25 protein-coding genes are annotated in these 24663 nt (G+C 59.5%); 19 read left to right on the forward strand and 6 right to left on the reverse strand.

The genetic code is table 11. The annotated features are described in order from the left end of the window. The first annotated feature begins 147 nt into the window (after window positions 1-147). The 3 genes from ileS to AC2FNR_RS08120 all read left to right on the forward strand — a co-directional run bounded on the left by ileS (window position 148) and on the right by AC2FNR_RS08120 (window position 4175). Window positions 148-3051 (forward strand): isoleucine--tRNA ligase, encoded by a 2904-nt coding sequence (ileS, locus tag AC2FNR_RS08110; protein WP_496848660.1) that lies wholly within the window; start codon window positions 148-150, stop codon window positions 3049-3051. 124 nt (window positions 3052-3175) lie between these two features. Beyond that, window positions 3176-3631, forward strand: a complete 456-nt coding sequence (locus tag AC2FNR_RS08115) for a methylated-DNA--[protein]-cysteine S-methyltransferase (RefSeq protein ID WP_496848661.1) — start codon at window positions 3176-3178, stop codon at window positions 3629-3631. Window positions 3632-3707: 76 nt separating this feature from the next. After that, window positions 3708-4175 (forward strand): hypothetical protein, encoded by a 468-nt coding sequence (locus tag AC2FNR_RS08120; protein WP_170354901.1) that lies wholly within the window; start codon window positions 3708-3710, stop codon window positions 4173-4175. On the opposite strand, the gene AC2FNR_RS08125 is transcribed toward AC2FNR_RS08120, so the two are convergent. The 4 genes from AC2FNR_RS08125 to fsa form a co-directional block, all read right to left on the reverse strand. Continuing rightward, window positions 4172-4867, reverse strand: a complete 696-nt coding sequence (locus AC2FNR_RS08125) for a CDP-alcohol phosphatidyltransferase family protein (RefSeq protein WP_170354902.1) — start codon at window positions 4865-4867, stop codon at window positions 4172-4174. The two genes, AC2FNR_RS08120 and AC2FNR_RS08125, sit on opposite strands and share 4 nt — an antisense overlap. Before the next feature lie 69 nt (window positions 4868-4936). Then, window positions 4937-5857, reverse strand: coding sequence for a tyrosine recombinase XerC (locus AC2FNR_RS08130; RefSeq protein WP_496848663.1), 921 nt, complete (start codon window positions 5855-5857; stop codon window positions 4937-4939). Then, window positions 5854-6561 carry a DUF484 family protein gene (locus tag AC2FNR_RS08135; protein ID WP_480866218.1) on the reverse strand — a complete coding sequence of 236 codons (708 nt, stop codon included), beginning with the start codon at window positions 6559-6561 and terminating at the stop codon, window positions 5854-5856. Before AC2FNR_RS08135 ends, AC2FNR_RS08130 begins: the two co-directional genes overlap by 4 nt. Window positions 6562-6760: 199 nt before the next feature. Beyond that, a complete protein-coding gene (gene fsa / locus AC2FNR_RS08140) occupies window positions 6761-7414 on the reverse strand; it encodes a fructose-6-phosphate aldolase (protein ID WP_170354905.1) in 654 nt (217 codons plus the stop codon). Window positions 7415-7473: 59 nt separating this feature from the next. Between fsa and AC2FNR_RS08145 the strand changes: the two genes are divergently transcribed. The 4 genes from AC2FNR_RS08145 (at window position 7474) to AC2FNR_RS08160 (ending at window position 12391) form a co-directional block, all read left to right on the forward strand. Continuing rightward, window positions 7474-9699, forward strand: coding sequence for a primosomal protein N' (locus AC2FNR_RS08145; protein ID WP_496848664.1), 2226 nt, complete (start codon window positions 7474-7476; stop codon window positions 9697-9699). 73 nt (window positions 9700-9772) lie between these two features. Beyond that, entirely contained in the window at window positions 9773-11005 is a 1233-nt protein-coding gene (locus AC2FNR_RS08150; protein WP_170769953.1) for an MFS transporter, read from the forward strand. A 64-nt stretch (window positions 11006-11069) separates the two neighbouring features. Continuing rightward, window positions 11070-11942 (forward strand): 50S ribosomal protein L11 methyltransferase, encoded by an 873-nt coding sequence (locus tag AC2FNR_RS08155; RefSeq protein WP_496848665.1) that lies wholly within the window; start codon window positions 11070-11072, stop codon window positions 11940-11942. Then, window positions 11909-12391, forward strand: a complete 483-nt coding sequence (locus AC2FNR_RS08160) for a hypothetical protein (protein ID WP_496848666.1) — start codon at window positions 11909-11911, stop codon at window positions 12389-12391. Before AC2FNR_RS08155 ends, AC2FNR_RS08160 begins: the two co-directional genes overlap by 34 nt. 106 nt (window positions 12392-12497) lie before the next feature. Here the strand turns inward: AC2FNR_RS08160 and AC2FNR_RS08165 are convergent, their stop codons facing one another. Further along, on the reverse strand, window positions 12498-12710 hold the full coding sequence (locus AC2FNR_RS08165) for a DUF1127 domain-containing protein (protein ID WP_480866211.1): 213 nt from the start codon (window positions 12708-12710) through the stop codon (window positions 12498-12500). A 333-nt stretch (window positions 12711-13043) separates the two neighbouring features. Between AC2FNR_RS08165 and ruvC the strand changes: the two genes are divergently transcribed. The 4 genes from ruvC (at window position 13044) to AC2FNR_RS08185 (ending at window position 15924) form a co-directional block, all read left to right on the forward strand. Continuing rightward, window positions 13044-13541, forward strand: coding sequence for a crossover junction endodeoxyribonuclease RuvC (gene ruvC, locus AC2FNR_RS08170; protein WP_496848667.1), 498 nt, complete (start codon window positions 13044-13046; stop codon window positions 13539-13541). Next, window positions 13538-14215, forward strand: a complete 678-nt coding sequence (ruvA, locus tag AC2FNR_RS08175) for a Holliday junction branch migration protein RuvA (RefSeq protein WP_170354910.1) — start codon at window positions 13538-13540, stop codon at window positions 14213-14215. Before ruvC ends, ruvA begins: the two co-directional genes overlap by 4 nt. Window positions 14216-14219: 4 nt before the next feature. Beyond that, the gene (gene ruvB, locus AC2FNR_RS08180; protein ID WP_480866206.1) at window positions 14220-15239 is read left to right on the forward strand and encodes a Holliday junction branch migration DNA helicase RuvB; all 1020 of its coding nucleotides are present in this window, start codon (window positions 14220-14222) and stop codon (window positions 15237-15239) included. 61 nt (window positions 15240-15300) lie between these two features. Then, window positions 15301-15924 carry a hypothetical protein gene (locus AC2FNR_RS08185; RefSeq protein WP_496848670.1) on the forward strand — a complete coding sequence of 208 codons (624 nt, stop codon included), beginning with the start codon at window positions 15301-15303 and terminating at the stop codon, window positions 15922-15924. 8 nt (window positions 15925-15932) lie between these two features. On the opposite strand, the gene AC2FNR_RS08190 is transcribed toward AC2FNR_RS08185, so the two are convergent. Further along, a complete protein-coding gene (locus tag AC2FNR_RS08190; protein WP_496848671.1) occupies window positions 15933-17627 on the reverse strand; it encodes a SulP family inorganic anion transporter in 1695 nt (564 codons plus the stop codon). 191 nt (window positions 17628-17818) lie between these two features. Between AC2FNR_RS08190 and ybgC the strand changes: the two genes are divergently transcribed. The 8 genes from ybgC to tilS all read left to right on the forward strand — a co-directional run bounded on the left by ybgC (window position 17819) and on the right by tilS (window position 24622). After that, window positions 17819-18226, forward strand: a complete 408-nt coding sequence (ybgC, locus tag AC2FNR_RS08195) for a tol-pal system-associated acyl-CoA thioesterase (protein ID WP_170753724.1) — start codon at window positions 17819-17821, stop codon at window positions 18224-18226. 111 nt (window positions 18227-18337) lie between these two features. Beyond that, complete coding sequence (tolQ, locus tag AC2FNR_RS08200; RefSeq protein ID WP_496848673.1) at window positions 18338-19033, forward strand: protein TolQ; 696 nt, start codon at window positions 18338-18340, stop codon at window positions 19031-19033. A 1-nt stretch (window position 19034) separates the two neighbouring features. Continuing rightward, window positions 19035-19511 carry a protein TolR gene (gene tolR, locus AC2FNR_RS08205; RefSeq protein WP_170753725.1) on the forward strand — a complete coding sequence of 159 codons (477 nt, stop codon included), beginning with the start codon at window positions 19035-19037 and terminating at the stop codon, window positions 19509-19511. Window positions 19512-19520: 9 nt separating this feature from the next. Further along, window positions 19521-20627 (forward strand): cell envelope integrity protein TolA, encoded by a 1107-nt coding sequence (gene tolA / locus AC2FNR_RS08210; RefSeq protein WP_496848675.1) that lies wholly within the window; start codon window positions 19521-19523, stop codon window positions 20625-20627. Next, window positions 20624-21943, forward strand: a complete 1320-nt coding sequence (tolB, locus tag AC2FNR_RS08215) for a Tol-Pal system beta propeller repeat protein TolB (protein WP_496848676.1) — start codon at window positions 20624-20626, stop codon at window positions 21941-21943. The genes tolA and tolB overlap by 4 nt, the downstream gene beginning before the upstream one ends. A gap of 87 nt (window positions 21944-22030) precedes the next feature. Next, the gene (gene pal / locus AC2FNR_RS08220; RefSeq protein ID WP_170753731.1) at window positions 22031-22543 is read left to right on the forward strand and encodes a peptidoglycan-associated lipoprotein Pal; all 513 of its coding nucleotides are present in this window, start codon (window positions 22031-22033) and stop codon (window positions 22541-22543) included. Window positions 22544-22547: 4 nt separating this feature from the next. Then, window positions 22548-23372: a tol-pal system protein YbgF gene (gene ybgF / locus AC2FNR_RS08225; RefSeq protein WP_496848678.1), complete on the forward strand. Its 825-nt coding sequence runs from the start codon at window positions 22548-22550 to the stop codon at window positions 23370-23372. Continuing rightward, window positions 23369-24622, forward strand: a complete 1254-nt coding sequence (gene tilS, locus AC2FNR_RS08230) for a tRNA lysidine(34) synthetase TilS (RefSeq protein WP_496848680.1) — start codon at window positions 23369-23371, stop codon at window positions 24620-24622. Before ybgF ends, tilS begins: the two co-directional genes overlap by 4 nt. Window positions 24623-24663 lie beyond the last annotated feature (41 nt).

A 24663-nucleotide genomic window follows, 5' to 3' on the forward strand; every position in this document is an offset into this window, starting at 1 on the left:
AAGCGCGGCCATGTATGACCGGATGGCCATCATTATTCGAATTATATCCCCGGCGCTCTGACATCCTGAGACGCCGGGCAAAGGTGTTTGAGACCTCGCACCGACCGCTTCGATCCACACGACCAGATCATCCAAAGGACGCTCCCAATGTGCGCCGAAACACCTGATTACAAAGACACGCTGAACCTGCCCAAAACCGATTTCCCCATGCGCGCTGGCCTGCCCAAGCGCGAACCCGCATGGCTGGAGCGTTGGGAAACCATCGGCGTCTATGACCGCCTGCGCGAGAAGGAAGGCCGCACGCCCTTTACTTTGCACGATGGCCCTCCCTACGCGAACGGCCACCTGCATATCGGACACGCGCTGAATAAAACCATCAAGGACATGATCGTGCGGAGCCATCAGATGATGGGCCACGACGCGCGTTATGTTCCCGGCTGGGACTGCCACGGCTTGCCCATCGAGTGGAAGATCGAGGAGCAGTACCGCAAGAAGGGCAAGAACAAGGACGAGGTGAACATCGTCGACTTCCGTCAGGAATGCCGCAAATTCGCCGAGGGCTGGATCGACATCCAGCGCGAAGAGTTCAAGCGCCTTGGCATCACCGGCAACTGGCCCGATCCCTACATCACCATGGACTACCACGCCGAGGCGGTGATCGCGGATGAGTTCATGAAGTTCCTGATGAACGGGACTTTGTATCAGGGTTCCAAGCCCGTGATGTGGTCGCCCATCGAGAAAACCGCGCTGGCCGAGGCCGAGGTCGAGTATCACGACAAGGAAAGCTTCACCATCTGGGTGAAGTTCAAGGTCGTGAATGCGGGTGATCTGGATGACGCGTTTGTGGTGATCTGGACGACGACTCCATGGACCATGCCATCGAACAAGGCGGTCGTGTACGGCAAGGATATCTCGTATGGCCTCTACGAAGTCGTCGGAGCGCCCGAGGAATGCTGGGCCGCTGTGGGTGACAAGTTCCTGCTGGCCGATAATCTGGCTGCTGATGTGCTAGGCCGTGCCCGTTTGAACGACGACCAGTGGACCCGTGTCCGCGACGTGACCGCGGATGAGCTGGCAGGTGTGCAACTGACCCACCCGCTGGCCGGGGCCGAGGGCGGCAATGGCGAATGGGACGACATCCGCGACTTCCGCGCCGCTGAGTTTGTGACCGATACTGAAGGTACGGGGTTCGTCCACTGCGCGCCGTCCCACGGTATGGAAGAATTTGAGCTGTACCGCGATCTGGGCATGCTCGAGCAGGTCATCACCTATAACGTGATGGACGACGGCTCGTTCCGTGCCGATCTGCCTTTCTTTGGCGGCAAATACATTCTGTCCCGCAAAGGTGGCGAAGGTGATGCAAACAAAGCCGTCATCGACAAGCTGGTCGAGGTCGGCGGGCTGTTGGCGCGCGGCAAGATCAAGCACAGCTACCCCCATTCGTGGCGCTCGAAGGCTCCGATCATCTATCGCAACACGCCGCAGTGGTTTGCATCCGTGGACCGCAAGCTGGACGATGGCATGGGAGAGATGGGCGACACCATCCGTGAACGCGCCCTGCGCTCGATTGATGAACTGGTGAAATGGACCCCGCAGACGGGTCGTAACCGCCTGTATTCGATGATCGAAGCGCGCCCGGACTGGGTGCTGTCCCGCCAGCGCGCCTGGGGTGTTCCTCTGACCTGTTTCACCAAGAAGGGCGCCTTGCCCACCGACGCGGACTACCTGCTGCGCAACGCCGATCTGAACGCGCGGATCAAGGCTGCGTTCGAAGAAAACGGCGCGGATATCTGGTACACCGACGGGTTCAAGGAGCAGATCCTGGACGGTATCGCCAACCCGGATGAATATGATCAGGTGTTCGACGTGCTGGATGTGTGGTTCGATAGTGGCTCGACCCACGCCTTTGTTCTGCGCGACCGCGAGGACGGGACCGAGGATGGCATTGCGGATGTCTATATGGAAGGCACCGACCAGCACCGCGGGTGGTTCCATTCCTCGATGCTGCAGGCCTGCGGCACCAAGGGGCGTGCGCCGTATCGCAACGTTGTGACCCACGGCTTTACGCTGGATGCAAAGGGCAACAAGATGTCCAAATCGCTGGGCAACACCATCGTGCCGGAAGAGGTCATCAAGCAATACGGTGCCGATATCCTGCGTCTTTGGGTGGCTCAGACCGACTATACCGCCGACCAGCGGATCGGGCCGGAAATCCTGAAGGGCACTGCCGACAGCTATCGCCGTCTGCGCAACACCATGCGGTTCATGCTGGGCTCGCTGGCTGATTTCACCGAGGCCGACCGGGTTGCGCCCGAAGACATGCCGCGCCTGGAGCGTTGGGTGCTGAGCCGTCTGGCCGATCTGGATGAACAAGTGCGCAAGGGCTATGCCGCCTTCGATTTCCAGGGTGTGTTCAGCGCAGTGTTCACCTTTGCCACGGTCGATTTGTCCTCGTTCTATTTCGACGTACGCAAGGATGCGCTCTATTGCGATGGCGACAACCTGCGTCGCCGCGCCGCGCGCACCGTGCTGGATATCCTCTTCCACCGCTTGACCACATGGCTGGCCCCGGTTCTGGTCTTCACCATGGAAGAGGTCTGGCTGGAGCGGTTCCGGGGCGATGACAGTTCCGTCCATCTGGTAGATTTCCCGGACACGCCCGCCGATTGGCGACATCCCGAGCTTGAGGCCGCCATGGCCAAGGTGCGCCGCGTGCGCCGCGCCGTGACCGCTGCGCTGGAAATCCAGCGTCAGGACAAAGTGATCGGGTCCAGCCTTGAGGCTGCTCCGATTGTGTATGTCGAGGATCAGGAGACCCGCGATCTGCTGGCCACGTTTGATGTAGACGACATGTGCATCACCTCAGGCCTGACAGTCAGTGGTGATCCTGCTCCGGCAGAGGCTTTCCGTGTGCCAGAGAACGAGGGCGTTGCGGTGGTGTTCGAAAAGGCTGAAGGCGAGAAATGTCAGCGGTGCTGGAAGATCTTGCCGGATGTGGGTCTTCACGCCCATGCGGGTGTCTGCGGGCGCTGTGACGAGGCGTTGGCTTAGCGTCTCTGGCTTTGGAGTTTTGCGAGGCTCTGCCTCGCGCTCCGAGGTATTTATGGCCAGATGAAGGGGCGGATCGCTCTGATTGGGGTTGCGGGTGTGGCGAAACATCTGCAACCCTTTTTCTATGCCGATGATTGCCGTTGATACTCAGTTTGGCCGCCTTGGGGTTGAGGAAACCGATGGGGCGCTGACGCGTCTGGTTTGGGACGGGGTGGATGACGGGCCGGTCACGCCTTTGTTGCGTGAGGCTGCGGCGCAATTGCGGGCCTATGACCGGGGGCAGTTGGACCGGTTTGATCTGCCATACCACATCGCCGGATCGAAGTTTCAGCGGCAGGTTTGCGACCTGATGTTTGCCATTCCGCTGGGTGAAACGCGGACCTATGGCGAGATCGCCAAAGAGCTGGGCCAGCCGCCGCAACTCGTAGGACAAGCCTGTGGAGCCAATCCAATTCCCGTTATCATCCCGTGCCATCGGGTGTTGGCGGCAAACGGGCTGGGCGGGTTCTCGGGCGAGGGCGGTGTGGAGACCAAGGTAGCCTTACTGCGACACGAACGGGCGGCGGGTTTGCTGATCTGAGGAGCGGATTTCTGTTGCAATCCCGTTGCTTGAAGCTCAATTTATCTCATATTGAGAACTCAAGGGATCAAAGATCATGACAGCTCATACAGACCCTGCCGCTCGTAAGAAGGCCATTATTGACCGCCTGATGTCGTTGGAAGAACAGGAACTGGCAACCGCTCAGGCCCATTACGATGCGTTCATGAAAGAGTCGCAGCTGGATGATCGCGAAGGACATGACAAGGACGACATTGCGGCCTCTCGGGAAAGTGCGGATCTGGCGGCGGCGTTTGATGCGCCGGTTCAGGCGCATCACGCCAAGATCGACGTGATCGAGAACACCGATTTCAGTGTGACTGATACGGTCAAGCCCGGAGCCGTGGTCAAGTTCAACAATCGGCGCTTTGTCGTCTGTGTATCGACCACGCGGTTCGAGGTTGAGGGCAAGACCTATATGGGCATCTCAACCCAAAGCCCGATTTATCTAACGATGACGGGGCTGCAAGAAGGCGACGTTTTCACCCATAATGGCACCGAGTTCGAGGTGCAGGAGGTTCTTTAACTCTTGCGCTGGGGGATCACCTGCTGGGCGATCCCTGCAAACACCAGGTAGAGGCTGGTGATCACGAGCCCCCAGTGTGCCCAGCTTTCGGGGTGGAAATCGACCCAGGCGGCCCAGCCTGCGAAGAAGGTCCAGGCAAGCGCCATTGGGAGGGTCAAATTGCGCCAGCGCTCGGTGCGGACGGGGTGGACGAATTTCAGCGGCAGGAACATCGCCAGCGACAGCAGCGAGACCAGCAGCAGGATCACCCAGAAATTCGGCTCGAGCGCGAAGATCACGATGACGAACATATTCCAGCAGCCGGGAAAGCCGGAGAACGAGTTATCCTTGGTCTTCATCCGCGTATCCGCGAAATACATGGCGCTGGCAAAGGTGATGACGATGATGGCGAACCAGCCGGTCCAACCGTCCATCAGTCCGGATTTAAACAGGGCGAAGGCCGGGATGAAAACATATGTCAGGTAGTCGATGATTAGATCCAGCAGAACACCATCGAATTCAGGCGCATTGTGCTTGACGTGATAATGCCGCGCCAAAGGGCCATCGATTCCATCCACGATGAAGGACACAACCAGCCACAAATACATCAGGCTCCACTTTTCCTCGACGGCGGCCAGCATGGCGAGCATGGCAAAAACTGCACCGGTTGCAGTGAAAAGATGAACGGATAGAGCTTTGAATCTGAGTGTCATTCGCGTGTCATGTACGAAGCGTGCCCAAGATGCAAAGCAAAAAGCCGGGACATGCGAAAATGCATTGCGTCATGCCTTGGGATGGGTGCGGTCGTACACCTCCATCAGGCGGGTTGTGTCGACGGCGGTATAGGCCTGTGTGGTTGAAAGTGAGGCATGACCCAGCAATTCTTGAATCGCGCGCAGGTCCCCTCCAGCGGATAAAAGGTGGGTTGCAAAGCTGTGCCGCATGGCGTGCGGGGTCGCCGTGGCCGGTAGCCCAAGTTGCTGACGGGCTTTTGCCATAACCGCCTGAATGGCGCGAGGGTTCAGCACCCCACCCCGCACACCGCGAAACAGAGGTTTGTCTTTGGCCAGCGGATGCGGACACAGGATCGCGTAACGATCGACGGCCGCCCGTGCGGCAGGCAAGACCGGCACGATCCGTTCTTTGTTGCCTTTGCCGACGATTCGCAGCGATTGGGGTAGAGGAGCGTCGGCACCAGTCAGGGAAAGGGCTTCGGAAATCCGTAGGCCGCAGCCATAAAGCAAGGTGACTACGGCCGCATCGCGAGCCGAAATCCAATCACTGGTCGATTGTAGCTCGACTGTTTCTATCAAGGCGCGGGCGGCGTCTTCGGCCACGGGGCGGGGTAGCTTTTGGGTGAATTTGGGGGCACGCGTTGACAAAACGGCTGTCGGCTCGAACCCTTCCCGTTCCGCCAGCCAGCGATAAAAGGTTTTGACTGCAGATAGCTTGCGCGCCAAGGACCTTGCGCCGACGCCGGAGCTGCGCTGATCGGCCATCCAGGCGCGCATGTCGGATACTGTAATTCGCGCCAAAGCGGCCAGCCCCTGGCGTTCGCTGTGGTGCAGAGTCATGAACGACAAGAATTCGGCCACGTCGCTGCGATAGGCGGCCTGCGTATTTTCCGCGCGCCCGGACAGGGCTACAAGTCCCTCAAGCCAATGCTGCAACGCGTCGCGGCAGGCCGGAGAGATCAGGCTCATGACAGCCAGTTGCGCATGGAACGTTCGAACACGCCGGCGAAAAAGGTCAGCAGATCTGTTCCCAGTTGCGGAGTGAAATGGTTGGGGTCCTTCGCGCTCATGATAATCATGCCCGGCAGGCGACCCTCGCCAAGATCCAGTCTCATGCACGCCTCAGACCGCAGGTGGTCGGCTTGCTCGCCGAATATGCGGTGGGTGGGATGAATGACTTCACGCAACACGACCTCACGTGCGGGGCCGCTGCGGTCGAATGTCAGGTAGTTGTCGACAAAACCGGGTTCGACAATGGCCAGTGCACCGCCCAGTTTCTCGATAGCCGGGTCTTGCTGCAGAGCAGTGGTTTCCAGCACCAGAGTGATGCGATCAACGCGCAATATCTCGGCCACATCCGTACCGAGCGTGCGCAGGAAGTCTTCGAACCCTGTGGGCTCCAGCAGGCGCAAGATTGCGCGGTGGACCTGATTGGTGCCTGCAAGGTTTTCGTAAGCGGCGGCGATCACCGAACGGTGCGTGTCTTCAAGCCGATCCAGTCGTGCTTCGAGACGTTGCATGGCGATGCCACGCAGGTCGATGATGTTGTCTCCGCGCGCCCGTTCGTTGGCGGCGACAAGCGCCTGCATCAGGTCCTTGTCGTCGAGAACTGCGTCAGGCTCGGCCAGAATCGCCTCGCGGAGAGTGTCCTTGAGTTTGGTATTGCTGCTCATGTCCCGTCCGGTCTTTTTTATGTTTTGCGGCCTTATAACACGGCTGGACCGATTTGCCTTGGGAAAAGTGAGCCTGTGGTTGGATTTCCCGTCATTTGCGCGACGGGGCCTCTCCCGCCTGCAAGACCCTGATCTGCGATCAGGGCTGGCAGTTGGGCCGGGCGCGGTGCCTGGCAGCACCGCGCGGCAGTGTCAGGGATCAGAGGATTTTCTGACCGGTCTTGGCCCAGTCGGCCAGGAAGGTTTCAAGCCCCTTGTCGGTCAGCGGGTGATCGGCCAGTTTCTTGATCACGGCGGGCGGGGCAGTGATCACGTCGGCGCCGATGCGAGCGCTGTCGGTCACGTGGTTCACGGTGCGGATCGAGGCGGCCAGAATTTCGGTCTCGAATCCGTAATTGTCATAGATCTGGCGGATATCAGCGATCAGATCCATGCCGTCGAGGTTGATATCGTCCAGACGGCCGATGAAGGGCGAGATAAAGGTCGCGCCCGCCTTGGCGGCGAGCAGTGCCTGATTGGCCGAGAAGCAGAGCGTGACGTTGACCATCTGGCCTTCGTCGGACAGGGTTTTACAGGTTTTCAGCCCCGCCCATGTCAGCGGAACCTTCACGGCGATGTTCGGCGCGATCTGGGCCAGCTTACGGCCTTCGGCGATCATGTCGTCGGCCTCGGTCGCGACGACTTCGGCGGATACGGGGCCGTCGACCAGATCACAGATCTCTTTGGTGACTTCTAGAATATCGCGGCCCGATTTCAGGATCAGCGAGGGGTTGGTGGTCACACCGTCTACCATTCCCAGATCGTTCAGTTCGGCGATGGCGTCGATCTCGGCGGTGTCTACGAAGAATTTCATGCGGGCAGTCCTTTGATGGGTTGGCCTTGGTTGCGGATGGCTTTACCCCAATAACACCGATGCTGAAACCCCCGACCCGAGGAGATGCGGTGAGCGCGCAGGAGTATTTCGATCAGGGTGAGCTGGTGGCTGTGCTGACCACACAGCCCTTGGACCGGACGCTGGATTACAAAGCGCCCGAGGGCGGGTGTTTTCTGGGCGCGTTTGTCGAGGTGCCGCTGGGCCCGCGCAAGGTTCTGGGTGTGGTTTGGGGGCCGGGGCAGGGCGGTTTTGATCTGGCCAAGGCGCGATCCGTGATCCGGGTGCTCGAGGTTGCGCCGATGCGCGAAGAGATGCGGTTGTTTCTGGGCAAGGTGGCCGATTACACGCTGACACCGATGCCTGCGATGCTGCGCTTGGCGACCCGTGCGCCGGGGCTGGGCGATCCGCCCTCGATGCGGAAAATCTATCGTTTGGGCAGTGCCGAGCCAGACCGCATAACCGATGCGCGGACCCGCGTGCTTGAGGTGCTGCGCGACTACGGCGGCTTGGCGTTCACGTTAAAGGAGTTGGCCGAGCAGGCGGGGGTGACTTCCTCGGTCGTCAAGGGGTTGGTCAAGCAAGGCGCAGTGCGCGAGGAAGACAGCCCACGTGATTTGCCCTATCCCCGGCTGGATCCGGACTTGCCGGGCAAGACGCTGACCGGGGATCAGGCCGACGCTGTCGCGCGCCTGCAGGCTGGGCAACGGTCCGGCGACTATGGCACGACATTGCTGAAGGGCGTCACCGGCTCGGGCAAGACCGAGGTTTACCTAGAGGCCGTCGCCGAAGCCCTGCGCATGGGGCGGCAAGCGCTGGTTCTGCTGCCCGAGATCGCCCTGACCGCCGAATTCCTGACGCGGGTCGAGGTTCGGTTCGGCGCGCGGCCTGCCGAATGGCACTCGGGTGCAACCATGACCGAACGCCGGCGGGTCTGGCGCATGGTCGGGCAGGGGGAAGCGCAACTGGTCGTCGGCGCGCGTTCGGCGCTGTTTCTTCCGTTCCGCGATCTGGGGCTGGTGGTGGTCGATGAAGAACACGACACCTCTTACAAACAGGAAGACGGCGTGCATTACAGCGCGCGGGATATGGCGGTGCTGCGGTCCTCGGTCTGCGGGGCGCGCGTGATTCTGGCCAGTGCGACGCCCTCGCTGGAAAGCTGGGCGAATGCCGAGGCCGGAAAATATGAGCGGCTGGACCTTACCTCGCGCTTTGGGGCGGCGGTGCTGCCCGAGATGAAGCCCATCGACATGCGCGCCGAGCAGATGCAGCCGGGGACATGGATTTCGCCGTCGCTGCGGCAGGCGGTGCGGCAGCGGATCGAACGCGGGGAACAATCGCTGCTGTTCATCAACCGCCGTGGCTATGCGCCAGTGACGCTGTGCCGGGCGTGCGGCGAACAGATTGCCTGTGATCATTGCGATGCGCGGATGGTGGAACACCGGTTCCTTAAACGCCTGATGTGCCATCAGTGCGGTGAGACAAAGCCCATGCCGGATACCTGCCCGTCATGCGGGGTCGAAGGCAAGCTTGCCCCGGTCGGGCCGGGGATCGAGCGGCTGGCAGAAGAGGCGGAGGCCACTTTCCCCGAGGCTAAGATCGCGATGCTGAGTTCCGATCTGTTCGGTTCAGCCCGTGCATTGAAGGCCAAGATCGAAGAGATCGCCGAGGGCGACGCGGATATCGTCATCGGCACGCAACTGGTGGCTAAGGGGCACAACTTTCCCAAACTGACTTTGGTAGGAGTGATTGATGCCGACCTGTCGCTGCACGGGGCCGACCTGCGGGCAGCGGAGCGCACATTCCAGCTTATGCGGCAGGTTGCAGGCCGGGCGGGACGGGCGGATAAGCCGGGGCAAGCGCTGTTGCAGACGTTTCAGCCTGAACACCCGGTGATCCGCGCCATTCTGTCAGGCGATGAAGAAGGGTTCTGGAAGGCCGAGGCCGCCGGGCGTCAGGCCGCTGGCGTCCCGCCCTATGGGCGCATGGCCGGGATCGTGTTGTCCGGGCCCGAGGTCGGGCCGGTTTTCGACATCGGTAACGCGATGGCGCGCAACGATGCGCCGCTGCGCGCGATTGATGCACAGGTCTTTGGTCCTGCGCCCGCGCCGATTGCGCGGATACGCGGGCGACATCGTGTGCGCCTGCTGGTCAAAGCCCCCAAGGGAGCGCCCATTCAGGACGCCATCGCCCGCTGGATCGCACCCTTGCGTCTGAAGGGCGACATTCGCCTAACTGTCGATATCGACCCACAGAGTTTTTACTGACCTCTGCACCTGTGCAGGTCGCTTGTGCGTCTGCCCCCTCGCCAAACTGTAAAAATGAGCGTAGAGCGGTGTCATGCTGAAACCCATGCCGCTCTCTGACGCGCAGAGCCTTCCGTTCTGGCGCCGTCCCATAACGCTCTTGTTCATGATGGCGTTGATGATGCCCATTGCGTTCAACGCATGGAGCGCGCTGCTGAACAATTTCGTCATCGAAGTGGCGAATTTCGACGGAGCGGATATTGGTCTGCTGCACACCGTTCGCGAAATTCCGGGCTTTCTGGCCGTTGGTGTGATTGCGGTTATCATCTTTATCCGTGAACAAGTGCTGGCGATGATCTCGCTGATGATGCTGGGCGTTGCGACGGCAATCACTGCGTGGTTCCCCAGCCTTGGCGGGCTACTGTTCGTGACGCTGTTCAGCTCGATCGGGTTTCACTATTACGAGACGGTAAACCAGTCGCTGCAACTGCAATGGTTGCCCAAGGATCGTGCGCCGCAGGTGTTGGGCTGGCTGGTCGCGATGGGCTCAGCGGCGACAGCAGTGGTGTACGGTTTGATCGTACTGACATGGGACCGGTTCGATCTGTCCTATAACTTCGTCTTCATGGCGGCGGGCGGCGTGACGGCCCTGTTGGCGCTGTTCTGCCTGCTGGCTTACCCGCAATTCGATGCGCCGACGCCGCAGACCAAGAAACTGATCCTGCGCAAACGCTATTGGCTGTATTACGCCCTGCAATTCATGGCCGGTGCCCGGCGGCAGATCTTTGTCGTCTTCGCAGGCTTCATGATGGTCGAGAAATTTGGGTTCGAGGTGCATGAGCTAACCAGCCTCTATCTGATCAATCTGGTGATCAACATGGCCGCCGCTCCGATGCTGGGCAAAGCCGTGTCCGTGTTCGGCGAGCGCCGCACGCTGATCTTTGAATATGCCGGTCTGGCCATCGTGTTCGCGGCCTATGGCGGTATCTACTGGTTCGGTTGGGGCGTGGTGCTGGCCGCGATCCTTTACGTGATTGACCATGTGCTGTTCGCGCTGGCGCTGGCGCTGAAAACCTATTTCCAGAAAATCGCCGACCCTGCCGATATCGCACCAACCGCAGCGGTGGCGTTCACGATCAACCACATCGCCGCCGTGTTCCTGCCGGCGTTGCTGGGTTTGCTGTGGGTGGTCTCGCCCGGCGCGGTGTTTACGCTGGCGGCAGCGATGGCGATGATCTCGCTGGCCTTGTCGTTGCTGATCCCGCGCCACCCCGAGCCGGGCAATGAAACCATCCTGTCAAAATACGCCCCGGCCCCTGCGGAATAAGCCAGCGCTTGACCTTGCCTGCCCGGCGGCCTAGGCGCAGGGGAAACCCAAACAGGAGGCCCCCATGCCCACATTCACCGCGCTGACCACTCTGATGGGCAAGAAAGCCGCCGAAGGCTTGGGCGAAGCAATGGAGCGTCTGGAACCGGAACCCACCGGCGTTGGTGTGTTCGAGGTCGAGGATGGCTCGGGCCTGTGGGAAGTTGGTGGCTATTTCATAGAAACCCCGGATGAAACCGCGCTGGCCGTTCTGGCCGCCGCATTCGAGGCCAAGCGCTTTGTCGTCTCGGAACTGCCCGAAACCGATTGGGTCGCTCATGTGCGACGCGAACTCGCCCCGGTCGAGGCCGGGCGGTTCTTTGTCTATGGCAGCCACGACGCGGACAAACTGCCCGAAGGCCGCATTCCCCTGCTGATCGAGGCCGCGATGGCTTTTGGCACCGGACACCACGGGACGACGCTGGGGTGCCTCAAGGCGCTGGATCATCTGCTGAATGAGGGGTTCGAGGCGACGAAGGTGGCCGATATCGGCTGCGGCACCGCTGTTCTGGCCATGGCCGCAGCGCGGGTATGGCGGGGTGATATCATCGCCAGCGATATTGACCAGGTGGCCGTCGATGTGGCCGAGGCGAACTTGAAAGCCAATGGCATGGCCGGACAGGTGCAGTGTGTCGAGGCGGCGGGGTTCGACCATCCCGACCTGAAAGCGCATGCGCCCTACGATCTGATTTTTGCCAACATCCTGAAAGGCCCTCTAGTCGCGTTGGCACCCGAGATCGGGGCGAATCTGAACGCTGGCGGGTATGCGATTCTATCTGGAATTCTGAACGAACAGGCCGATGATGTGGTCTCGGTTTATTCTCAAAACGAGTTCAATCTCACTCAAAGATCTCAGATTGGCGAGTGGACGACGCTAATCTTAAGCAAACAGGGCTAAATTCGGGCCATTTACAGGAGTTTTGTGGATTCCTGCCACTTTTTTGGCGCAATCTCTTTTTACGGTTCAAGCATGGATATCGGGGGCGGTTTGTGGAGGCTGCCATGACTGGAAAACAACTGGAATTTGATCAGCGCATTCATCGCCTGAACAAAAAGCACGCAAAACTCAGCCGAGGCTATCGCGCGACGATGCGCAAAGATGGTCTTGTCGTTATGAGGCCGCAGCGTGTTCAGTCGGCTGTGCCGTTCAAAGTTCTTGTGATGGCTTTTTTGGGCTTTGTCGCATTCAAAACTTTCTTGCTTACGAGCTTAGGTTCTGGCGGGTATCAGTATCGCGTGGACAGCCTTGCCGAAGGCACTCAGGTCGAAAAAGCTGGTGCGTGGATCATGCAGATTGATCCGCTTTCTTCGTTTCTCTCAACTCAGGTCGCCAAATATTTGCCCTGAGTTTCGTCTGCTCTGACGAAAAACGCCGCGCATAGATGAATGCGCGGCGTTCTTCTTTGCCCCCGAGGGAGAAAGGGGCTTGTGAGTGGTGGGGGTGTGCTAATCCCTACCGGCGGCCTTCTGCCACGACGTCGATGTCGCCCCGGCACAGACCGATATCTTCCAGTTCGCGATCTGTCAGACCGCTCAGCGCATTACGGGTCATGCGGGCGTCATTCCATTCGATAACGGCGCTTACGGCCGATGCAAAAATTCCGCCGATACGGCCAGCAGGGCCGAATGAGCCAGTGGTGGCGCGGGTGGTATCCAGTGCAGCCATATCCTGTTTCCTTCTGGTTAGAGTTCCATGAGTGTCATTCGATTTGACGGGCATTTAGGGATGTCGTTCTGACACTGCAAGTGATGAAAACGCATGTGTCCTATGCGTTTTTTGCAAGTCTCGGAATTTGTGAAAACCCCTTAATATTATGGCCATTTTACGGTCATAAAACATGTCGAAAACAGGCTTTCCGCTGTCGTAAATTGACTGATTTGTCGGTGGCGAAACAAGTCTGTCGTTTTTAGCCCGCCCGTCAATTCGCTTGGAAAATGTTCACGCTTCGTGCTAACCCGTAAGAAAGATCACAAAAACCCGAGCAGGCTGGGGCACAACATGCGAATTTTGGGCATTGATCCGGGGCTACGAACCCTGGGATGGGGCGTCATCGAATCGCATGGCAGCCGTCTGAGCCATGTGGCCAACGGGCTGTGCAAATCGGATGGGGATGATTTGGGTGAGCGGCTGTTGTCTCTGCACAACCAGATTGTCGAGGTGATCGTCGAACACGCACCCGATCAAGCCGCGATCGAGCAGACATTCGTGAATAAGGATGGCGCTGGAACGTTGAAACTGGGTCAGGCGCGCGGGGTTGCGCTGCTTACTTTGGCGCAGGCGGGGTTGCCAGTAGGGGAATACGCGCCGAACCGGGTCAAGAAAACGGTGGTAGGTGTCGGGCACGCCGAGAAAGAGCAAGTCTTGCACATGGTAAAGCTGCAGCTGCCCGGGTGTCAGCCCAAAGGCGCGGATGCCGCAGATGCGCTGGCGATTGCGATCTGTCATTCCTACTACGGCACGGCGCCGCAGGCGCGGATGAAAGAGGTGCGGGCATGATCGGAAAACTCACAGGACGACTGGATTACCGCGCGGCGGATCACGTCCTGATCGACGTGCGCGGGGTTGGGTACATCGTCTATTGCTCGGACCGGACCATGGCGGCGCTACCGGGTGTGGGTGAGGCGGTCTCGATCTATACCGACATGGTCGTGCGCGAAGACCTGATGCAGTTGTATGGTTTCTTGTCTCTGGTCGAAAAGGAATGGCATCGGCTGCTGTGTTCCGTTCAGGGCGTGGGGGCCAAAGTGTCTTTGGCGATCTTGTCGGCGCTGGGGCCGGATGGGGTTAGTCGCGCGATTGCCTTGGGCGATTGGGGCGCGGTCAAGGCGGCCAAGGGCGTGGGGCCGAAGACGGCGCAGCGCATCGTTCTGGACCTGAAAGACAAAGCGCCGGGTGTGATGGCCATGGGCGGCACCGTGACCGAGGCGATGGATGGCCCTGTGCTGGAAACGGTCGAATTGGTTGAGCCCGCGCCTGCGCCGAAACGCGCTGCGAAACCGGCCTCGGGCAATGCGGCGGCCTCGGCTGGTGCGTTGTCGGCGCTGTCCAATCTGGGGTACGGCCCGTCCGAGGCGGCCTCGGCTGTGGCCGAAGCGGCCGCCAGCCTGCCGGATGCGGGCGAGGCCGAGTTGATCCGGGCGGCGTTGAAACTGCTGGCTCCGAAAGGCTGAATGAATGACTGACGCCGATCCAACCCTGCGCGCTGACCCTTTGCCCGAGGATAACGATCGCGCCCTGCGTCCTCAGGGATTGGATGAATTCATCGGTCAGGCCGAAGCACGCGCCAACCTACGCATCTTCATCCAATCGGCCCGTCAGCGGGGCGAGGCGATGGACCATACGCTGTTTCATGGCCCTCCGGGCCTTGGCAAGACGACGCTGGCACAGATCATGGCGCGCGAGCTGGGGGTGAATTTCCGCATGACCTCTGGCCCCGTGCTGGCCAAGGCGGGTGATCTGGCGGCGATCCTGACCAATCTGGAATCACGCGACGTTCTATTTATCGACGAAATCCACCGCCTGAACCCCGCCGTCGAAGAGGTTCTGTACCCGGCGATGGAGGATTTCGAGCTGGATCTGGTGATCGGCGAAGGCCCCGCCGCGCGCACCGTTCGGATTGAGTTGCAGCCCTTTACGCTGGTCGGAGCGACCACGCGAATGGGTCTGCTGACCACGCCCTTGCGCGACCGTTTCGGCATTCCGACAAGGCTGCAATTCTACACCGTCGATGAACTGCACGAGATCGTCACCCGTAATGCCCGCAAGCTGGGCGCCCCAGCGGATGACGCTGGCGCGCGTGAAATCGCGCGCCGGTCGCGTGGCACGCCGCGCATCGCGGGGCGGCTGCTGCGTCGGGTGGTGGATTTCGCCATCGTCGAAGGCGACGGGCGGATCACGCAGGAACTGGCCGATGGCGCGCTGACCCGTTTGGGCGTGGACAATCTGGGTCTGGACGGTGCGGATCGGCGCTATCTCAAGCTGATTGCCGAAAATTACGCTGGGGGACCGGTGGGGATCGAAACGCTCTCGGCGGCGCTGTCGGAAAGTCGGGATTCGCTGGAAGAGGTGATTGAGCCATACCTGTTGCAGCAGGGTTTGATCCAACGAACGCCCCGTGGGCGGATGCTGGCGCAAAAGGCGTGGACGCATCTGGGTATGGCCGCGCCCAAGGGGCAAAGCGATCTGTTTGGTTGAAGCCTGAGACCAGAACTTTTATGGGTGCGCCATAGCAGCCACCCAGTGTCGAGGATTGCGTGTGACCCCTGAAGACATACAAACCCTGTTCACCCGCGAAAGCGGAGAGTTTCTGTTCGCCCGCTGGGGGCGCCCAATCGTCCCGATCGTTTTTGGGGTGCAGGACGATACGCTCGCCACCGTCAAAGGCGCGTTTGAGGCGGTTGTAACCTTGGCCGGGCACAAGATGGCCGAAACCGACCCCGAGTTGGGCGCAAACTGCATGGTCTTCTTTTTCCGCGACTGGAAGGAGTTGCTGGAGGTTCCCGATCTGGACCGCCTCATCCCCGACCTTGCGCCTTTGGTGGATCGACTGGTCTCGGCAGATGCCAATCAATACCGCGTTTTCCGGTTCGAAGAGGATGGTGCAATTCGGGCGGCGTTTGTCTTTCTGCGCATGGACAATGAGCTGTCGAAAGTTCCGGCTGAAACCCTGGCGCTTAGCCAGGTGGTGCAGACAATACTGCTTTGGTCTGACACCGCTTTTCGGGCGCAATCACCGTTGGCTGTGGCAGGTGAAACAACAGTGTTGCGCCCCGATGTCGCCGCGTTGATCCGGGCCGCTTACGACCCCGTGTTGCCAGGGGCAACGCAGGATTCTGCACATGCTTTACGATTGTTCGCGCGTCTGCAAGCAAGCCACTAGGTCGAACCTCAGGGGATTTTGCTGTGGAACGCTGACAGCAATGCGGTCTCGTCGGTGAAAAAGGCTTCCTCTCCCACCAGATCGGTGACGCCGTACCTGTCCAGTTCCGCGCGCACCTTTGGTGAGACAAGCAAGAACACCAACCGAATGCCCTGTGCGTCCAGCACCCGGGCCATGTCGCGCAACGTGAAACCGGCGGAGAAGTCCACGTCATCTACGGCCGATGCTTCAAGGCAGAACCAGCGTATATCGTTTCGTGGGTCCGACGTGATCGCCCGGATCTCATCTGCAAGCCGTTGCGTGTTGGCATAATACAGGCTGTGGGAAAAACGATAGATCACCAGTCCGGGGTCAAACTGGTTGGGGCGCTCGATGGATTTGGCGCGCCAGCCTTCGCCTGTTTCATTGCGCACGATCACGGTGTTTCTGGGGTGATAGCCGCGTCGCGTATGGTCGATCAGGGATAGGGCCATCGCCAGAATGATCCCTTGTTCGACTCCAACCAGCACCACAACTGCAGCGGTTGCCACTGCGATCCAGAATTCGGACCGTGCCTGGCGATAGATCGCAATCAGACCCTTTACGTCGATCAGTTTGAGTCCGATCAGAAACACGATTGCAGACAGGGCGGCGTTAGGCAGATACGCCAGTGGACCGGTCAGGAACAGAATGACAATAAGCACGATCAGCACGGTGGTCAGCTGCGCAATCTGACTGCGCCCACCCGCGCTTGCGACCATTTCGGTTTTTGTGGGGCTACCGTTAACCACAAAAGTCCCGCTGAACGCAGCGCCAATATTGGCCAGACTCAACCCGATCAAATCAGTGTTTTCGTTGAAGCGCTCTTCATACCGGGCAGCGTACGCGCGCGAGGTTGCTGCGCTTTGTGCCAGGATGACAACAAAGATCGAAATGGCCGTCGGCAGCAATTGTTTGAACAGGTTCCAGCTCCAGTCGACATTTGGAATGGACAAGGAGGGCAAACCGCTGGGAACAGGGCCAAGCACTGCAATTCCTGATGCGCTGAGTTGGAACGCCCAACTGCACAGGATGACGCCGATAATGGCGATCAAAGGCCCCGGAATTTTGTTCGACAAGCGTTTGCAGCCGACGACGATGACTAAAACAGCAGCGGATACCAGTAGCGTACCGGAACTGATCTGATCAATCTGTTGCACGGCATCTGCCAGCTTTGCGATTGTGCCATGTCCGGAAGTCTCGATCCCCAATAAGCCGGGGAGTTCACCGCACGCGACCTGGATACCGACGCCGGTAAGGAATCCAACAAGCACCGTTCTGGACAAGAAATCCGCAAGAAAACCTAAGCCGATAACTAGGGCAACTATCAGCAATACCCCGGCCATCAACGCCAGGAGTGAGGCAAGGGCCAGATATTCGTTGGATCCCGAAAACGCCATGCCCGCCAGCGCTGAAGCCGTAATTGCCGCCGTCGCTGAATCTGCGCCCACCACCAAATGCCGCGAAGATCCGAAGATTGCGAACAGTGCCATCGGGATGAGGATAGTGTACAGGCCAGTCACGACCGGAGTGCCTGCGATTTTGGTGTATCCCATCACCTCAGGGATCGCGAGGCAGGCAAAAGTCAGCCCTGCCAGAACCTCGGCCGGCAGTCTGGGCAGGTTCAGCGGCAGAATGCCCTGAAAAATCGGTAGCGCCCTGTTTTCTCGGCCTTTACCTGCCACGTTGCCCCCTATGCAATGTCGGTTTCTTGAGTGAGAGTGTATCGGGAGGAGCGTTGGAATACGAGCATCTGTACCTGATCACGAAAATTAACAGGTCTTGGGGATTGCAGGTGGCACGGCGGACATGCATCTGTTTGGAGTGGGGGATGCCCCGTTTGTTCAGAAGTCCTTATGTGGCCGGAATTCAGATCATGACCCAAGATTCAGACGCGTTGAAAAAGCACATTTTCCCGATCCGGGTTTATTATGAAGACACCGATATGGGCGGCGTGGTCTACCACGCGAACTATCTGAAATACATCGAACGTGCCCGGTCGGACTATGTACGCAATATTGGTAACGACCAGAACGCGATGCGGGATGCTGGCATTGTTTGGGTCGTGCGTAAAATCGAAGCTGAATACCTGGCCACAGCCAAATTCGATGATGAGCTGCAGATCGAAACCTGGATCACGGCACTTTCGGGTGCCAGATTAACGATGGCACAGCGCGTGACGCGAGGGGAAACCGAGGTATTCACTGCCTCGGTCACGGCAGTTTGCATGAATGGGCAGGGCAAACCGGTGCGTCTTCCGGCAGAGATTCGCGCATTGATGTAACAATTTTGACCGCCTGGGTGGTTCTGTTGGCTTTTCATACCCAACTGCGTTAGCGTTCATCAAAACAAGGCCAAAGAAACGGCCGTCAGGCAAAAACTAAAGAGCAGGTTCATGGAAGCTGAAACGCTGGCGCTGGCGCAGGAGATCGACTTCTCCATGTGGGGGCTGTATGCCCGCGCGACCTTTATCGTAAAATTGGTGATGCTGATGCTGATCGGTGCGTCGGTTTGGTCTTGGGGTATTATCATTCAGAAAATGATCAACTATCGGGCCGCCCGGCGCGAGGCGCAGGTGTTTGATGAGGCGTTCTGGTCCGGAAACCCCCTGGATGAGTTGTTCGAGCAGATCGGCACACAACCTGACGGCAGTTCGGAAAAGATCTTCGCCTCGGGTATGATCGAGTGGCGTCGCTCGCACCGTACGGATGGCGGGTTGATTGCCGGCGCAACGGCCCGGATCGACCGGTCGATGGATGTGGCCATCGCGAAAGAGGCTGAGACTCTGCAAAAAGGTTTGCCTGTCTTGGCAACGGTAGGCTCGACCGCACCCTTTATCGGCCTGTTCGGAACTGTTTGGGGCATCATGAACGCCTTTATCGAGATTGCCGAACAACAAAACACCAATCTGGCGGTTGTGGCCCCCGGTATCGCCGAGGCTTTGCTGGCGACCGGTCTGGGCCTGTTAGCCGCGATCCCGGCGGTGATTTTCTACAACAAACTCAGCGCCGATAGTGATCGGATCGTGGGTGGCTACGAGGCATTTGCCGACGAGTTCGCCACCATCCTGTCGCGCCAGTTGGACAGCTAAGATGGGTGCGGCGGTTCAGCAAAGCTCGGGCGGGAATGGGCGCAGACGCGGACGGCGTCGCGGTCGTGCACAGCCCATGGCCGAGATTAACGTGACCCCGTTTGTGGACGTCATGCTGGTGCTGCTGATCATCTTCATGGTTGCCGCACCTTTGTTGACGGTCGGGGTGCCGGTGGATCTGCCCAAGACGGCGGCAAGCGCATTGCCCGGTGACAACGAGGAACCCTTGACCGTGACGCTGACCGCCGATGGGCAAGTGCAGATCCAAACCACTGACATTCAGCGTGAAGAATTGATTGGCAGATTGCGCGCCATCGCGTCCGAGCGCAGCAGTGACCGCGTGTTCTTGCGGGCGGATGGCTCGATCCCTTATGCGCAGGTGATGCAGGTAATGGGTGCGTTGAATGCGGGCGGGTTTTCCAATGTCGGGCTTGTGACTGACACCGGCGGCCCGACGCTTGACGAAGGTGGAGAGTGAGGCGGCACGGTGGATACCGGCACCAAGATCTCGGCGATTGCCCATGTCAGTCTGATCGGATGGGCCTTGTTCGGCGGCACGTTCCGGTCCGAACCCTTGCCTATGGCCGTACAGGATGTCTCTGTGATTTCGGCTGAGCAATTTGCGGCAATGACCGCCCAACGGGACGCGCCCGAAGTGGCCACCCCGGCCGCTTTGCAGCAACCCGAAGCTCCGGTCGAAGATGCAACGCCCCCCGCACAGGTCGAAGAAGAGCAGCCGGTGCCAGAGGTATCGGAACCGGCTGAGCCGGAGCCTGATACGGTTCCCGAAGCGGTTGAGCCCCCTCCTGAACCAGTTGTGATAGAACAACCCCCGACGCTTGAGCCTCCCGAGCCGGACGTAGTTGCCTTGCCAACACCGCCGGGACCCGAAGCACAGCCACGCCCTGCGGACAGGGTTGCGCCCGAGCCCGTCGCGCCGCCTCCGCCCGAGGCCGCACCGGATGATATCGAAACACCCGCTGTGTCTTTGGACGAAGGCGCCGAGGTTCAGCAGGAACAGCAGGATCAAACCGCCCCCGAAGAGGCGACAGATGAGATCGTGACCGAGGCCGAGGAAGCCAAGGAATACGCCCCCCGCAGTTCTCCGCGGCCACAGGTTCGGCCAAACCGACCGACCCCTCCGGCGCAGCCCGAGGTGGCGGAAGCGCCTGAAGCCGAGCCCGAGACGCCTGCACCCCAGCCTGCGGATGAAAGCGCCATCGAGGATGCGTTGGCTGAAGCGTTGGGGCAGGGCAACGAACCCTCGGGCCCGCCACTGACCAGCGGTGAGAAAGATGCGATGCGTTTGGCAGTGTCCAAGTGTTGGAATGTAGGGTCGTTGTCGACTGACGCGTTGCAGACTGTGGTCGTCGTCGGGTTTTCACTCTCGCCGGATGGCAATGTGGTGGGCGGCAGCTTGCGCCTGATCGAGAGTTCCGGCGGATCTTCCGGCGCTTCAAGACAGGCCTACGAAGCCGCCCGGCGTGCTATCTTGCGCTGTGGAGCCAGAGGATATGACCTGCCTGCTGACAAGTATGAGCATTGGCAGGATATTGAGATTACATTCAATCCCGAGAGGATGCGGATCAAATGATAAGATTTCTGACCAGCCTGTTGCTTGGCCTGACGCTTTTGACAGCGCCGGTTTATGCCCAGAACGGACCGCTGCGCTTGGAACTGGATCAGGGGATCATCGAACCCTTGCCCTTCGCGGTGCCCAGTTTCGTGCCCGACGGTCCGGCTGCGGCTCAGTACGCGCAGGATATCACGCGGGTTGTCGCAGCGGACCTCACCGGCACCGGGCTGTTCCGCGAAATCTCATCCGATGCGTTTATCAGCCGGGTCAGCAGCTTTGAGGCTCCGCTGCAATTTGCCGACTGGAAGGCGATCAATGCCGAGGCACTTGTTACCGGGGCGGTGAATGTTTCGGGCAATCGGCTGACGGTCCGCTTCCGGGTCTGGGACGTTTTTTCCGGGCAGGAGCTTGGTAACGGTCTGCAGTTCGCAGGCACTACAGATGGCTGGCGGCGCATGGCGCATAAGGTGGCCGATCAGGTCTATAGTCGCGTGACGGGTGAGGGCGGTTACTTCGACAGCCGAGTGGCCTTTGTGTCGGAAAGCGGTCCCAAGAATCAGCGGCTTAAACGTCTGGCGATAATGGACTACGATGGTGCAAACGTGCAGTACCTGACCGACAGTGCCGCCATCGTGCTGGCCCCGCGCTTTTCGCCGACGGGGGATCGGTTGCTTTATACCAGCTATGAAACCGGCCAGCCGCGCATCTATGTGCTGGATGTGGACCGTGTCCGCCGCACCGAGCTGAACACGCCCGGCGGCACGATGAGCTTTTCGCCGCGCTTCTCGCCGGATGGACGCTCGATTGTCTATTCGCTGATTCAAGGGGGGAATACCGATCTTTGGAAGATGGATCTGGCCTCGGGGCAAAGCGTGCGTTTGACTAACACGCCGGCGATTGAGACCGCGCCCAGCTATTCGCCAGATGGGTCGCAAATCGTGTTCGAAAGCGACCGCTCGGGCACGCCGCAACTGTATATCATGCCCGCAAATGGGGGTGAGGCGACGCGGATCAGTTTCGGTCAGGGGCGTTATGGCACGCCGGTCTGGTCTCCGCGCGGCGATCTGATCGCGTTTACCAAGCAGAACAAAGGCCGGTTCCATATCGGCGTGATGCGCACCGATGGCAGTGAGGAACGCCTATTGACCTCGTCTTTTCTGGACGAAGGGCCGACATGGTCGCCCAATGGCCGGGTGATCATGTTTACCCGCGAAACCCAAGGGGCGAGCGGTCGGGCGACTTTGTATTCGGTGGATATTTCGGGCCGGAACCTGCGCCCGGTGCGCACGCCGGATGGTGGCAGCGATCCATCCTGGGGGCCTTTGCAGAATTGATCGCGGGGGCGGTCGGAAAAGTTCACAATAAACCCGCGCTGTGATACACAGGCGGCAATAAACAGATAAAACAACGAGGCACTTGAAATGAACGTATTGGGCAAAGTGGTAGCAGTGGGCGCGCTTGGCATTCTGGCTGCCTGTACCAGCAACGATCCATCCGATTTGGGCGGGGGCTTTGGCAATGGCGCGAATGGTGGTGGATTGGCGGCTGGGTCACCAAGTGATCCGCGCTCGCCTGCCTATTTCCAGCAGACCGTCGGCGATCGTGTGTTGTTTGCGGTCGACCAATCAACGCTGACACCGCAGGCGCAGACTGTTTTGCAAGGGCAGGCGGATTGGTTGCTGGCAAACCCGGATTTCGTGGCGAACATAGAAGGTCACGCGGATGAACAAGGCACCCGTGAATATAACCTCGCATTGGGCGCACGCCGGGCGAATGCGGCACGGGAATATCTGATCTCGCGCGGGGTGGCAGGCAATCGCTTGACTACGGTCAGCTTTGGCAAGGAACGCCCGATCGAGATTTGCAGCACCGAGGAATGCTATTCCAAGAACCGCCGTGCGGTTACTGTGCTGACCGGGTCAACACTGGGGTAAGGCGATGAAAGTTGCAGGATGGGTTCTGGCGGCGGTTCTGACCACCGCCAGCGTGGCGCAAGCGCAAGATCAGCAGACTCTGGCGGATATTCGGCAAGAACTGACTGTGTTGCATGTGGAAATCCAGCGTCTGAAGCGTGAGTTTTCGACAACGGGCTCTCCGGCACCGAACCTGTCCGGCAGTTCGATATTGGAGCGTGTGGACGCGATCGAGGCCGAGTTGCAGCGCCTGACCCGCCAGACCGAGCAGTTGAACCAGCGGGTGCAGAATATCGTTACCGACGGCACCAACCGCATCGGCGATCTGGAGTTCCGTCTGGTCGAACTGGAAGGCGGTGACCTGAGCGCGCTAGGAGAGACCTCGAGCCTTGGAGGGGACACCGAGATTGCTACCGCGGCCCCGAGCTCGCCCAGCGCACCGGTTGCGATTGATCAGGGAGAGCTGGCAATCGGTGAACGGGCGGATTTTGATGCTGCGGCGCAGGCATTGGCTGAAGGTAGTTTCCAAGCAGCGGCCGACCAATTTGCCAATTTTGACGTCTCTTACCCGGGCAGCCCACTGGCGCCTGAAGCCAATCTGAAGCGCGGGCACGCGCTTGAGGGCCTGGGCGACACGCGTGAAGCTGCGCGTGCTTTCCTTGCCAGCTTTACCGGCGACTCCGAGGGCGCATTTGCGCCCGAAGCGTTGTTTGAACTTGGCTCGGCCCTTGGGCGTCTTGGGCAGCGGGATCAGGCGTGCATCACGCTTGGGGAAGTCGGGGTGCGGTTTCCCGCCTCTTCTGCAGCGACTAGCGCAACGCAGGAAATGACCTCGCTGGGCTGTCCTTGAGCGCACTTGCCGACAGGTTACGATCCGAGATTCGTGCAGGTTTGCCTGAACGGTTGCCTTCTCGACTAGGCGTTGCCGTATCGGGCGGAGGCGACTCAGTCGCCTTGTTGCATCTGATGAATGATCTCGCTCATGCCGAAGGTATTGAACTGCGTGCGGCGACAGTAAACCACCATCTGCGCGCGGAAGCAGCGACCGAGGCGCTGTGGGTTTCGGACCACGCAAAGTCTATGGGTGTGTCGCATGACATTCTGGAGTGGCACGGTTGGAAAAAATCGGGAAACCTTCAGGATCAAGCGCGTCGCGCACGGTACGATTTGCTGACGGACTGGGCGCGGCGAAACCAGATCGGTGCGGTTGCTTTGGGTCATACTGCGGATGATCAGGCCGAGACCTTTCTGATGCGTTTGGGTCGCGCGGCAGGTGTTACCGGTCTGTCCGGCATGTCGACTGTTCGCAATCGTGACGGGTTTGTCCTGTTGCGTCCGATGCTGAAGATCACCCGGCAGACCCTGCGGGAATACCTGACCGAGATCGGGGTCGAATGGATCGAAGATCCTTCGAATCAGGATCGTCGTTTTGATCGTGTCAAAGCCCGTGATGGGTTGGTCGGGCTTGGTGAAATCGGCATAACGGTCGAGTCTTTGGCACGGGTTGCTGATAATCTTGCACAAGCCCGTGATGCCTTGGATCACTTTACGCAGGAATCCGCTGCCAAGGTGTTGGTTCCGGTGTCCGGTGATGTCTGTTTGGATCGCGAGGGCTTTGATGCTCTGCCCCAAGAGATTCAGCGCCGTTTGTTGATTGGCTGCATCCGATGGATTGCGGGAGGTGACTACCCGCCGCGCCAATCAGCGGTAGATGTCGCCCTTCATGCGATCAAACAGCGAAACGGGGCAACACTAGGGGGCTGTGTTCTTGTTACAAAAGCGCAGAAAACATGGATTTGTCGAGAACTAAACGCGATTTCGTACGAAACATGCGATCCCGACCAGACTTGGGATAAACGCTGGATTCTGTCCGGCCCCTCCGGAAGCGATTTGCAAGTAAAACCACTTGGTGAACATGGCATCGCGCAGGTTTCAGGTTGGCGTGATCTTGGAAAACCACGTGCGGCTTTAGTCGCCTCGCCCGCGATTTGGCACAAAGATGTGTTAATTTCGGCCCCATTGGCCGGTTTTGGCAACGGATGGCGCGCAGAAATCGTGTCGAAATGGCCCGACTTTCACTCTTCGTTTTTATCGCATTGAACCTGCTTGAATCCTCTCTATTTTAAGAAGCAACCCGGCGG

It is taken from the genome of Ruegeria sp. SATB045 (genome assembly GCF_059613525.1).